The sequence below is a fragment of the Leucobacter sp. PH1c genome (assembly GCF_000633415.1).
Lineage (GTDB): Bacteria > Actinomycetota > Actinomycetes > Actinomycetales > Microbacteriaceae > Leucobacter.
In genome coordinates, this window is sequence record NZ_AYMV01000022.1 from 106,058 (window position 1) to 118,105 (window position 12,048).

At 71.3% G+C, this 12,048-nt stretch carries 13 protein-coding genes; 1 reads left to right on the forward strand and 12 read right to left on the reverse strand.

All coding sequences use genetic code 11. The features are described 5' to 3' along the window. Positions 1-84: 84 nt before the first annotated feature. From U874_RS0108400 to U874_RS0108445, 10 genes are all read right to left on the reverse strand, one after another. Positions 85-1,299 (reverse strand): fumarylacetoacetate hydrolase family protein, encoded by a 1,215-nt coding sequence (locus U874_RS0108400; RefSeq protein WP_025134094.1) that lies wholly within the window; start codon positions 1,297-1,299, stop codon positions 85-87. 46 nt (positions 1,300-1,345) lie between these two features. Then, complete coding sequence (locus tag U874_RS0108405; protein WP_025134095.1) at positions 1,346-2,296, reverse strand: sugar kinase; 951 nt, start codon at positions 2,294-2,296, stop codon at positions 1,346-1,348. Continuing rightward, on the reverse strand, positions 2,293-2,913 hold the full coding sequence (locus U874_RS0108410) for a bifunctional 4-hydroxy-2-oxoglutarate aldolase/2-dehydro-3-deoxy-phosphogluconate aldolase (RefSeq protein WP_051582853.1): 621 nt from the start codon (positions 2,911-2,913) through the stop codon (positions 2,293-2,295). The genes U874_RS0108405 and U874_RS0108410 overlap by 4 nt, the downstream gene beginning before the upstream one ends. After that, a complete protein-coding gene (locus U874_RS0108415; protein WP_025134097.1) occupies positions 2,910-3,659 on the reverse strand; it encodes an SDR family oxidoreductase in 750 nt (249 codons plus the stop codon). Before U874_RS0108415 ends, U874_RS0108410 begins: the two co-directional genes overlap by 4 nt. 28 nt (positions 3,660-3,687) lie before the next feature. Continuing rightward, entirely contained in the window at positions 3,688-4,704 is a 1,017-nt protein-coding gene (locus tag U874_RS0108420; protein WP_025134098.1) for a (R,R)-butanediol dehydrogenase, read from the reverse strand. A gap of 104 nt (positions 4,705-4,808) precedes the next feature. Beyond that, positions 4,809-5,549, reverse strand: coding sequence for an HpcH/HpaI aldolase/citrate lyase family protein (locus U874_RS0108425; protein WP_025134099.1), 741 nt, complete (start codon positions 5,547-5,549; stop codon positions 4,809-4,811). An 87-nt stretch (positions 5,550-5,636) separates the two neighbouring features. Next, positions 5,637-6,389, reverse strand: a complete 753-nt coding sequence (locus U874_RS0108430; RefSeq protein WP_025134100.1) for an amino acid ABC transporter ATP-binding protein — start codon at positions 6,387-6,389, stop codon at positions 5,637-5,639. Further along, the gene (locus tag U874_RS0108435) at positions 6,386-7,159 is read right to left on the reverse strand and encodes an amino acid ABC transporter permease (RefSeq protein WP_025134101.1); all 774 of its coding nucleotides are present in this window, start codon (positions 7,157-7,159) and stop codon (positions 6,386-6,388) included. The genes U874_RS0108430 and U874_RS0108435 overlap by 4 nt, the downstream gene beginning before the upstream one ends. A gap of 67 nt (positions 7,160-7,226) precedes the next feature. Continuing rightward, a complete protein-coding gene (locus U874_RS0108440) occupies positions 7,227-8,051 on the reverse strand; it encodes an ABC transporter substrate-binding protein (protein ID WP_025134102.1) in 825 nt (274 codons plus the stop codon). Between the two features lie 69 nt (positions 8,052-8,120). Beyond that, positions 8,121-9,272 (reverse strand): pyridoxal phosphate-dependent aminotransferase, encoded by a 1,152-nt coding sequence (locus U874_RS0108445; protein WP_051582850.1) that lies wholly within the window; start codon positions 9,270-9,272, stop codon positions 8,121-8,123. Between the two features lie 212 nt (positions 9,273-9,484). Between U874_RS0108445 and U874_RS0108450 the strand changes: the two genes are divergently transcribed. After that, positions 9,485-10,285 carry an IclR family transcriptional regulator gene (locus U874_RS0108450; RefSeq protein WP_025134104.1) on the forward strand — a complete coding sequence of 267 codons (801 nt, stop codon included), beginning with the start codon at positions 9,485-9,487 and terminating at the stop codon, positions 10,283-10,285. Between the two features lie 4 nt (positions 10,286-10,289). On the opposite strand, the gene U874_RS0108455 is transcribed toward U874_RS0108450, so the two are convergent. Together U874_RS0108455 and U874_RS14285 are read right to left on the reverse strand one after the other, a co-directional pair. Next, complete coding sequence (locus U874_RS0108455; protein WP_025134105.1) at positions 10,290-11,516, reverse strand: MFS transporter; 1,227 nt, start codon at positions 11,514-11,516, stop codon at positions 10,290-10,292. Positions 11,517-11,636: 120 nt separating this feature from the next. Beyond that, entirely contained in the window at positions 11,637-11,999 is a 363-nt protein-coding gene (locus U874_RS14285) for a MarR family winged helix-turn-helix transcriptional regulator (RefSeq protein ID WP_232755890.1), read from the reverse strand. Positions 12,000-12,048 lie beyond the last annotated feature (49 nt).

The following is a 12,048-nucleotide window of genomic DNA, read 5'->3' on the forward strand; positions in this document are numbered from 1 at the left end:
TCAATCGTTCAGTGAGCGTGCTCATGCGGTGAGCGGACCGGCAGGGACGCTGCCGGTCTCGGGTCGGGCCGACGGCCGCGCGACTCAGCGCGCCGCCGCCGATTCCCGGCGCTCGGCGCGTGCGCGGTCGATCCGCTGCTGGCCCTGGATGTGTTCGCGGATGCCCCAGGTCCAAGGGGCAAGCTCGTCCATGCGGCGCACCGTGTTGAGCAGTGTGCCGAGCTGCGGGCTCGAGATGCGCACCCGGTCGCCGTAGGCGTGGGTGAAGCCGAGCCCCGCTTCGCCACGGTCCTCCGTCGGTGCGAAGAGCGTGCCCGTGAACAGCACGAAGCCGTCGGGGTACTGGTGGTGCTCCCCGTGCGTCGCAGCGACGAGCTCCTCGAAGGGCCGGCTGATCCGCCCGACCGAGTTCACCCCGGTCATGACGTATCCGTCCGCCCCCTCGACGCGGAGCGAGATCTCCTCGTCCCGGACCGATTCCAGCGTAAAGTGCGCGTCGAAGAGCCGCACGAACGGCCCGATCGCGCTCGAGGCGTTGTTGTCCTTGGCCTTCCCGAGCAGCAGCGCGCTGCGCCCCTCGACGTCACGCAGATTCACGTCGTTGCCGAGGGTCGCGCCGCGGATCTCGCCGCGCGAGTCGACCACGAGCACGAGCTCCGGCTCCGGGTTGTTCCAGGAGGAGAACTCGGGCACCCCGACCGCGGCGCCGTAGCCGACGGAGGCGAGAACCGGCGCCTTGGAGAACACCTCGGGGTCCGGTCCGATCCCCACCTCGAGGTAGGCCGACCAGATGCCCTGCTCCGTGAGCACCGCCTTCGCCTCGGCCGCGGCGGGGGACCCCGGCTGGAGCTCGGCGAGGCTGCCGCCGATCGCGGAGGTGACGCGCTCGCGCATCTCCGCCGCACGATCCGGGTTCCCGGCGCAGCGCTCCTCGATCAGCCGCTCGATCATCGAGTCGACGAAGGTGACGCCGCACGCCTTCACGACCTGCAGATCGACGGGGGCGAGCAGGTGCGGTGCGTGCGGCCCGGCGTCGTCGGTGCTCGTGGCGACCACGGCGTCAAGGTCCCAGCTCAGCGCTTCGGGGTCGGCCACAGCAGCGCGCACGAGCTCCCGGGCGTCCGGGCGGTCGATGAGCGTGGCGAGCGAGTCCACCCGCTCGCTCAGATCGACGAGCCGCGCCCCGTGCACCGCGACGACGCGGGCGGCGCGCACCTCCGGATCCCAGATCCGGCCGATGAGCGTCGCCCGTTCGGCGTCGTCCGGGAGCAGCGCGGCTGCGGGAGCGTGTGCGTTCATGTGTGTTCTCCTTCCGTGCGCGGGCGGCCGATGCCGACCCGCGCGGTTACCGTTCGACCGGGTCGCCCCCGCCGCGCAGCTGGCGCAGCTGGTCGCGATTCGGCATGGCCTCCCAGTCGCCGGTGCGCAGGCAGGCTGCGGCACCGCTCGCGCTGGCCGCGGCCATGCGCTCCGCGAGCGAGGCGCCGCGCATGCGCGCCGTCAGGTAGGCGCCAACGAAGGCGTCGCCCGCCCCGACCGTGTCGACGGCGCGCACGGGCACCGCCGGCTCGACGTGCACGGCGCCGTCGACGAGCGCGTAGGCGCCGCGCTCTCCGCGCTTTACGATGACCTCGCGGGGCCCGAGCGCCGCGAGCCGGGCGGCGAGTTCGGGAACCGTCCCCCGCCCCACGAGGATCTCGGCTTCGTCCTCGCCGGCGAAGACGATGTCCGCGGCGGCCGCGAGCGCGCGATAGCTCGCCGCCGCATCCGCGGCGTCCCAGAGCTTGCTCCGGTGGTTGACGTCGAAGGACACGGCCGCATCCGCGGATCGCGCGGCGGCGACGGCCGCGCGCACCGTCTCGTGCGAACTGTCGCTCAGCCCGGCCGAGATCCCCGTGACATGCAGCACGCTCGCCGCTGCGAGGAGTGCTCCGGGAAGATCCGCCGGAGTGATCCCGCTGCCCGCGGCGCCGTGACGAAGGTAGCTCACCCGGGTGGCGCCCGCTCCGGTGCGCTCCTTGAGCATCATCGCGGTGAAGCGACTCGGGTCGCGCACGGCGTGCACCTCGACGCCCTCGCCGCGGAGCGTGCGCACGATGCGATCGCCGAACGGGTCCTCGCCGATCCGGCCGACCCAGGCGACGCGCGCCCCCTGCCGGCTCGCGCAGATCGCGACGTTCCCCTCCGCGCCGCCGAAGCTGATCTCCGCCTGCGTGCCGTAGGCGAGCCCGCCTGCGCCGACTCCGCTCACCAGGCCGAGGCACTCGCCGACCGTCACGAGGAGCGGCGCGCTCATCGCGCTGCCTCGTCGACGGTCGCGGCGGCGCGGCGCGCGGCGGCGGCGACGGCGGCCGCACCGCCCGCGAGCACGCGCTCCGAGGTGATCCAGCTGCCGCTCACGGCGGCGACCGCGGGGTGCGCGAGGTACTCCGCGAGCGTGTCCTGCGAGACCCCGCCGCTCGGCACGAAGCGCACGTCGGGGAACACGGCGTGGAAGGCGTCGAGGGCGGCGAGTCCCCCGAGGAGGTGCGCGGGGAACAGCTTCACGACGCGCACGCCGAGATCGACCGCGCGCATGATGTCGCTCGCCGAGGCCACCCCCGGGATGATCGGCAGGTCGAGCTCGGCCGCGCGGCGCACGACGTCCGCGGAGAGGCCGGGCGAGACGAGGAAGGCGGCCCCCGCCAAGGCGGCGGCGTCCGCCTGCGCCGCCGAGCGCACCGTCCCGGCGCCCACGAGGAGGCGTCCGTCGGCGGCAAGGCCGCGCACGGCGTCGAGCGCCGCCGGGTGCCGCAGGCCGATCTCGACGGCTCCGATGCCGCCGGCAGAGAGCCCCGTGCCAAGCGCGTCGACCTCGGCCGGCGTCTCCGGCACGGCGAGCGGGATGATCCGCTGCTCCGAGAGCGGTGTCATCGCGCGAGCCATCCGCCGTCGACGGGGAGGATCGTCCCCGAGACGTAGGCCGCGGCCGGGCTCGCGAGGAACACCGCGGCGCCGCCGAGATCGGCCGGCGTCCCCCAGCGGCCAGCCGGAATGCGCTCGAGGATGGCGCGCGAGCGCTCGGGGTCCTCCCGCAGCGCCTCGGTGTTGTCCGTGGCGATGTAGCCGGGCGCGATGCCGTTGACGGTGACGCCACGCCCCACCCACTCGTTACTCAGGGCGGCGACGAGGCCCGCCACCCCGGATTTCGCCGCGGTATAGCCCGGAACGTTGATGCCGCCCTGGAAGCTCAGCAGGCTCGCGGTAAAGATCACCCGGCCCGCGCCGCGCTCCAGCATGCCGCGGCCCACGATCTGGCTCAGCAGGAACTGCGCCGAGAGATTCACCTGGATCACTTCGTCCCACCACTCGACGGGGTGCTCCGCGGCGGGAGCGCGGCGGATCGTCCCGGCGTTGTTCACGAGGATGTCTGCTCCGGCCACCGTCTCGCCGAACTCGCGCACTGCGGTACGGTCCGTGAAGTCGACGGCGTGCCCGGTGAAGCTGCGGCCGAGCGCGCGCACCGCGTCGCCGACCGCACCGCCTCCCGATTCCTGCTGGCTCGACGCCGCGATGATGTCGGCGCCGGCCGCCGCGAGCGCTTCAGCGATGCCGCGCCCGATCCCGCGCCGCGCTCCGGTGACGACGGCAACGGTGCCGCTCAGATCAAAGGGGTTCATGTCAGTTCTCTCCTGTGGTGGTGTGCCGCTACTCGGCGACCGCGACGAGCAGCTTCATCGCATCTGCGCGCTCGAGGCGCTCAAAGGCCTGCTGCACGCGCTCGAGCGGGATGATCTCGGTGATGAGTGTGTCGACGGGCATCTCCCCCGCCGTGAGGAGGGCGGCGGCCCGCTCGAAGTCCGCTCGCTCGTACACGCGTGCGCCGAGGATCTCGAGTTCGCGCCAGAACATGCGGTGCAGGTTCATCGGCACGGGGTTCGGGTGGATGGCGACGATGACGATCCGGCCACGCACCCGGGCGAACTCGACGCTCTGGAGAGCCGTCGGTGCGACACCGGCCACTTCGAAGACGACGTCGGCCCCCGCTCCGCCGGTGCGCTCCTCGACGAGAGCGACGGGATCGAGCGCGAGCGGGTCGACGGCCTCGATGCCGAGCTCTGCGGATACCGCGCGCCGCTCAGCGTTGGGCTCGAAGAGCACGACGCGGGCGCCCGTCGCCTGGGCGACGAGGGCGATGAGCTGCCCGATGGGGCCGCCGCCGATGATCACCGCGAACTCCCCGGAGGCGAGTCGCGCGCGACGCACGTCGTGGCACGCGACGGCGAGCGGCTCGATGAGCGCGGCGTGCGCCAGCGAGAGCGACGGGTCGAGCGGGACGACCGCGTGCGCGGGCACGGTCCAGAGCTCCTGCAGCGCGCCGGGCGTCTCGATCCCGATGAAGTCGAGGTTCTGGCAGATGTGGGAGTGGCCAGCGCGGCAGGCCGGGCAATCGTTGCAGGGCGCGAGCGGCATCACCGTCACCGGCTGTCCGATCACGAGCCCAGTGACGCCGTCGCCGAGTGCGGCGACCGTGCCGCTCATCTCGTGTCCGATGGCCTGCGGGGCGGTCACCCGGGCATCCATGTGGCCGTGGAAGATGTGGAGATCGGTGCCGCAGATGCCGGCGTACGCGACCCTGATCTGCACCTCGCCCGCAGCGGGTGCCGCCGCTTCGATTTCCTCGACACGGAAGTCCCGTGCCCCCTGATAGCGCGCTGAACGCATGCGTGTTCTCCTTTGTGGTGCAGTGTCTGGTGTCTCACGGGAACCGGCCGCGGTTCCCGTCGTGCGGGGCGAGCCCCCGGTCGGGGCTCGGGCGCCCTCGGCGCTCAGGCGCCCGCCCGAGCCGCGGTGAGCTCGCTCCGGAGGCCCGAGCGGAGCGCGAGCAGATCGGTGGCCGCGGTGACGAACGTGAAGCCCTCGCGTGCGCGCCGGGCCGCCGTGCTGCCGTCGGCGCAGTGGATCCCGGCGATCTTGCCGCGGGTCTCCGCCGCGACGCGGATCCGCTCGATCGCCGCGTCGAGCGCGGGCAGGATCGCGTCCTCGAACGGTGCGCTCGCGCCGAGCGCGAGCGAGAGGTCGTACGGTCCGACGTAGACGCCGTCCACGCCCGGGACGTCGAGGATCGTCTCGACCTCCGCGAGCGCGGCGCGGGTCTCGATCATCACGAGCAGCGTCACGCCGCCATCGATGCGCGCGGGGCTACCCGTGGCGTGCTCCCCCGCCCGCGCCGGCCCCCAGGAGCGACCGCCCCCGGAGACCGGGTAGCGCGCTGCGCGGACCGCGGCTTCGGCGTCGGCGACGCTGTCGATGAGCGGGACGATGATCCCGCGCGCGCCCGCATCGAGCATGCGCCCGATCTCCTCGGCCCGGTTCGCGACGACACGCACGAACGGGGTGCCCCCGCCCGCGGTGATCGCGACGAGCGCGTCACGCGTCTCCGCGTAGCCGAGGAGGCCGTGCTGCCCGTCGATGCAGACGTAGTCAAACGCCTCTCGCGCGATCTGCTCCGCGGCGATCGCCGAGGGGAGCGCGATCCACGCGCCGAATCGGGGGGCCGTCGTCGTCATGTTCGTCCTCACTTCGTTGTGGTGGTGCGCGCCCGGAGCCGGGCGCTGGCGCTCCGCCCCGGGGCCGGAGCGGGAGGAGTTCGGTCGCTATAGGACCTGGCTCAGGAAGGTGCGGAGCCGATGCGTGCGGGGCCGGTCGAAGATCTCCTCGGGCGTGCCTTCCTCGACGACGACGCCCTTGTCCATGAAGACGACGCGATCGGCCACCGTGCGAGCGAAACCCATCTCGTGGGTCACGACGACCATCGTCATCCCCGATTCGGCGAGCGACGTCATGAGCGCGAGAACGCCCTTCACGAGCTCGGGATCGAGCGCGCTCGTTGCCTCGTCGAACAGCATCACCTCGGGCTCCATGGCGAGCGCGCGGGCGATCGCGACGCGCTGCTTCTGCCCGCCGGAGAGGCTCGCCGGGCGCGCGTCCGCGCGCTCCCGGAGCCCGACGTCGGCGAGACGCGCGAGCGCGAGCTCGGTGGCCTCGGCCTTCCCCATCCGCCGCACCTGGCGCAGCGGGAGCACGATGTTGTCGAGGACCGACTTGTGCGGGAAGAGGTTGAAGTGCTGGAACACCATGCCGACGCGGCGGCGGAGCTGGTCGACGTTGCCGCCCGATACGTCCTCGCCCTGGAGCTTCACGACACCGCCGCTCGGCTCTTCGAGCCGGTTCATGCAGCGCAGCACGGTCGATTTCCCACTGCCCGACGGGCCGATGATGCAGACGGTCTCGCCGGGGCGGACCCCGAGGTTGATGTCGGTGAGCACCTCGACGTGCCCGAAGCTCTTCTGCAGCCCGACGAGCTCGATCGCGAGATCGTTCGGGGCGGTGGTGGTGCGCGCGTTCATCGAACGGGCTCCTCTCCCTTGATGTCGACGGCGGCGGTGCGGAGATCCTGCTCGGGATCGAGGACCTTCTTGGCGGGCTTTCCATTCCGGAGCCGATGATCGATGAAGTTCACGAGGTGGGTGAGCGGGACCGTGATCACCAGGTAGAACAGCCCCGCGAGCACGAGCGGAGACAGGTTGCCGGTCTGCACCGCGGTGTCCTGCCCTACCCGGAACAGGTCGCGCTGGGTGGTGATGAGGCCGAGGATGTAGACGAGCGAGGTGTCCTTGACGATCGAGATGAACTGGTTCACGAGGCTCGGCAGGACCTGGCGCGCGGCCTGCGGGACGACGACGAGCCGCATGGAGGCACCGTAGGACATGCCGAGCGCGCGGCTCGCCTCCATCTGGCCCTTGTCGATCGCGAGGATGCCGCCGCGGAAGATCTCGCCGATGTAGGCGCCCGCGATGAGGCTGAGCGCGAAGATCGCGAGGAAGTACGGGTTGCCGCCCGTGACTCCGCGGAGCGGGGCGGCGAGGCTGAGGCCGACGAGCAGGATCGTGAGGATCGCCGGCAGACCGCGCAGCACATCGGTGTAGACCCGCGCGATCGCGCGGAGGATCCAGCTGCGGCTCACGCCGAACACCGCGAGCACGAGGCCGATGACGACGCCGATCGCGGTCGAGGTGAGGGCGAGGATGAGGGTGTTCCACAGCCCGTACGCGAGGATCGACGGCAGCGCGGTGAAGATCACCTCGCTGTTGAAGAATGAGTCGATGAAGTCGTTCATGATTCCTCCTGGAATCGGTCGGTCCGGGTGACGACGGGCGCGGGCCCGCCGTCACCCGGCGCCCGGACTACGGCTGGAACTTCTCCGCGAGCGGCTGACCGGGGAAGTACTGCTCGAAGAGCTCCTGATACGTCCCGTCCGCGATCGCCTCGGCGAGCGCGGTGTTGAGCGCCTCGCGCAGTGCGTCGTTGCCCTTCTTCACGGGGAAGCCGTGGGGCGAGTCCTCGGCCGGGACGTCGAAGGCGAGCTCGAGCTCCATGCCCGGGTTCTCCGCGATGTAGTCGTTCGCGACGGCGAGATCGAAGAACTGGGCATCGATCGTGCCGTTCTTCAGCGCGGCGAAGGTGAGGTTGTGATCCGTGAACCGGACGATCTCGGCGCCCGTAAAGTGCTCGGTCGCCCACTTGTCCTGGAACGTGCCCTGGAGCACGCCGACTTTCTTCCCCGCGAGCGACGCCTGGTCGGTGATCCCCGTGCCGGGGGTCGTCATGACGGTGTAGTACGCGATGAAGTAGCCGTCGCTGAAGTCGACGGTCTTCTTGCGCTCCTCGTTGATCGACACGGCGGACGACACCGTATCGAGCTGCCCGTTGACGACGTTGGGGAGCAGCGATGCGAACTCCATGCCGACGAACTCAGGGGTGAGGTCGAGCGATTCGGCCATGTGGGTCATGAGCTCGACATCGAAGCCCTTGAACTCGTCGCCCTCGGCGTAGGCGAACGGCTTCGACACCGTGTCCATGCCGATCCGAAGCTCGCCCGGGGTGAGCAGGTTGAGCTCGTTGCCCGCAGCGGCATCGCCCGAGCCGCCGCCGGCGTTCGAGCAGCCGATGAGGCCGAGCGCGGCGGCGGCGACGATGCCGATCGCTGCGATCATCTTCCGATTCTTCATGTGTGTTCTCTTTTCTGGTGTGCGCGCTCTCCGATGAGCGCGTGCTGGATGGGAGTGAAAAGCTGCGGGCTAGCCGAGTTCGGCGGCGTACGCGCCGATGCCCGCGAGCGCGTCCTGGATGGTCGCCTCGTTCGCCGCGAAGGAGATCCGGATGAACCCTTCGCCGCTCTCACCGAACGCGGTGCCGGGGATGACCGCGACGCGCTGCTCTTCGAGCAGCCCGTTCGCGAACTCGTCGCTCCCGCGGCCGGTGCCCCGGATATCGGCGAAGAGGTAGAACGCGCCCTCGGGAACGATGCAGTCGAGCCCCGGAGTCGCCCGGATGCCCGCGACCACCAGATCGCGGCGGCGCTCGTACGCGTCGACCATCCGCTGCGTGGCCGACTCCGGCCCCTCGAGCGCCGCGATCCCGGCGCGCTGGATGAACACCGGGAGGCACGAGGTGATGCCCTCCTGCATGCGCGGCATCGGCTCGATGAGCGACGCGGGGCCGACGACGAAGCCGCTGCGCCACCCGGTCATCGCGAAGCTCTTCGAGAGCGAGTTCACGATGAGGAAGCGGTCGAACGCCGGATCGATCGCCGCAACCGAGAGGTGACGGCGCCCGTCGTAGACGATCCGGTCGTAGACCTCGTCCGAGATGAGCACGAAGTTCCGCTCGTCCGCGAGGCGGGCGAGCGCGCGGAGCTCGTCCTCGGCGATCATCACCCCGAGGGGGTTCGACGGGGAGTTGACGAGCACCGCGCGGGTGTTCGGGGTCAGCCGGGCCTCGACGTCCGCTGCGGTGAGGCGGAAGCCCGCGGCAGCGGAGAGCGGGACCCGGATGGCGCGCGCGCCGAGCATGTGGATCTGGCCGTGGTAGTTCGGGTACGCCGGATCCGGGACGAGGATGTCGTCGCCGCGGTCGAGGACGACGCTGAGCGCGAGGAGGAGCGCCTCCATCCCGCCGACCGCAACCATGACGTTGCGCTCGTCGAGCTCGCGGCCCCAGCGTTCCCCGTAGTGACGGGCGATGGCCGAGCGGAACTCCGGGATCCCCGCGTTCGCGCTGTAGCGGGTCTCGCCGGCGCGGAGCGAAGCGATGGCCGCCTCGACGATGTGCTCGGGAGTGTCGAAGTCGGGCTCGCCGACGGTGAGCTTCGTCACGCCGTCGTACGCAGCGACGCGCTCGAACATCGCGCGGATGGCGGACGCAGGATAGTCGCGAGCAAGCTTCGACATTGACCACTCTGATGACATGGAACGGAGACCCCTTTGTTTCGTTCTGCAAAACGCTCGTTTCGTCTAGCGATAGTGTACACACACATCTCAGTTATCGTGCAAACTGGTTCCAAGGAACGTTTCACGATGCGCAATAGCCGCTTCGGAGAGCGCACGCCACGCCCCTCCGAGCGCGCGGCACTGCGCACGAGCACCTACGAGGAGCGACGCGAATGACCAAGCAGCAGCCCGACCGCCGGGCGAACACCGAGCTCGAGCTCCCCGCACTGAACGACGGCCCGAGCCCGATCCTCAGCGTCGATCGCGCGCTGCGCGTGCTCACCTGCCTCGCGGACTTCGACACGGGGGGCGAGGCCCTCGGCGTGATCGCCGCGCGGTTGGGCGAGGACAAGGCGAGCGTGCACCGCTCCCTCAACGCGCTGAAGCACCGCTTCTTCGCGGTGCAGGACCCGGACACGGGGAACTACGCGCTCGGCCCCGCAGCGCTCGGCATCGCGGACACCTTCATCTCACGCGACGGGATGCGCCCGATGCTCCATCGCGCGCTCCTCACAGTGTGCACCGAGGTCAACGAGACGGCGCACGCCGCGATCCCCGAGGGGCGGTTCGTGCGCTACATCGACAAGGTCGAGCCCGACCGGGACATGCGAGTGAGCTCCTACATCGGTGCGCGCTACGAGATGCGGAGGACGGCGCTCGGGCGCGCGATCCTGAGCGTCGACTGCCAGGGGCCGGAGGAGCTCGGCCGCTTCCTCGGGGACGACCCCTCCGCGCTCTGGCCCCGGATCTCCGAGGCCGCCGCGCGCGGCTACGCGGTGGAGCACGAGGAGAACGAGCCGGGAATCACCTGCGTGTCCGTTCCCGTGCTCTTCGCCGGACGCGCCATCGCTGCCGTGAGCGTCTCCGCACCGAGTTCGCGCATGGTGGGGCGACTCGACGAGATCGGCCGCGTCATCCGCGAGGCCCTCACCGACGAGCTCACCGCGGGCTTCAGCCTCCCCGACCCGCGCTAGGCGCCTACGCGTCGCCCGCGGTGATGGCCGCGGCCTCCCCCGCTGCCGTCTCGTGCGGGCGGCCGATGTGCGCGAGCGCGCGCCCGCCGATGAGCAGCGCGACGATGGCGAGCACCACGGCGGCGGCGCCCACGTAGTAGGGCACGGGGGCGCCGAATGCCGCGGCGAGGGGACCGGCGATGGCCGGGGCGATCGCGCCGCCCATGAAGCGCACGCCCGAGTAGGTCGACGAGGCCACGTTCCGCGGCAGCTCCGTCGCCTCCATGACCGCCTCCGTGAGCGCCGTGTTCATCACACCGAGCAGCAGGCCGCTCACCACGATGACGGTGACGAGGCCGGGCACCGAGTCGATGAGGACACCGAGCAGGATCAGGCAGACCGTGAGGCCTCCGAGCATCGCGAAGAGCACGGGGCGCAGACCGAGCCGCCGCGTGAGCACGGGTGCCACGAGCACCGAGGTGATCGCGAGGGCGAGACCCCAGCCGAAGAACACGAGGCCGAGCTCGCTCGCGCCGAACTCACTGCCGCTCGCGTGCGCAGCCGCTTCGAGCGGGTACGGGCTGTAGGCGAGCAGCATGAAGAAGCCGAAGTTGTAGCAGAGCGCCACGAGCGACAGCGCCAGGAGCGCCGGCGTGCGCAGTGCGCGGAAGCTCGCGAGAATCGACACCTTCGCGACCGGCTCGGCACCGGCCCCCGCCGCGGGCCGCGGGCTGCGGAGCAGGACGAGGATCGCGAGAAGCGCGATCGCCATGAGCGTCGCCGTGCCGAAGAACGGGCCGCGCCACGAGACCGAGCCGAGGGCCCCGCCGATCAGCGGGCCCGTGGCGAGCCCGATCCCGAGCGCCGCCTCGTAGAGCACGATCGCCTGGCGCGCGCCGCCCGCCGCCGCACCCACGATCGCCGCGAGCGCCGTCGAGATGAAGAGCGCGTTGCCGAGCCCCCAGCCCGCGCGGAAGCCGATGATCGCGTCGACCGACCCCGCCGCTCCGGCGAGGGCGGCGAACACCACCACGAGCACGAGGCCCGCGAGGAGCGTGCGCTTCACCCCGATCCGGCTCGACACCCAGCTCGTGAAGAACATCGCGATGCCCGTAATGAACAGGTAGCTCGTGAAGAGCAGCATCGTCTCGCTCGGCGTCGCGCCGAGCTCCCGACTGATCGCGGGAAGGATGGGATCGACGAGTCCGATCCCCATGAACGACACGGCGCAGGCGAAGGCGATCGCCCACACCGCGGTGGGCTGCTTCAGGATCGAGGGGCGCGGGACGGAAGCCTGCGCGGTCTGGGGTGCGGCCTGAGTGGACGTGGGAGTCTCCTTTACGGAATCGGTGGGGCTGGTCTCGCGACGACGTCAGCGAGCGGCGGCGTCGATGCGGTCGCTGAGCTGCTGGAGCAGCTCGGCGGCGCGCAGAAGCGTGGCGCGGTCGAAGTCGGAGAGCTGCGCGAGGTGCGGGTCGACCGCCGCCGCAGCGGTCGCGCGGTACTCGGCGAGAGCCGCCCGTCCCGCGTCGGTCACGGACACGAGCGTGGCGCGGCCGTCCTCGGGATCGGGGCCGCGCGTGAGCCACCCCTCCCCCTCGAGGCGCTGCACGAGCGCCGTCATGGTGGGCTGCGCCACGCGCTGCTGCTGAGCGAGCGCGCTCACGCGGGTGGGGGTGCGGCTCACCTCGCCGAGCACGCGCCACGCCACCGTCGAGTGGTGCACTCCGGGCACGCGGCCGAGGGTCCGCGTGAATCGGCTGGTGGCGAGCAGGAGTTCCAGA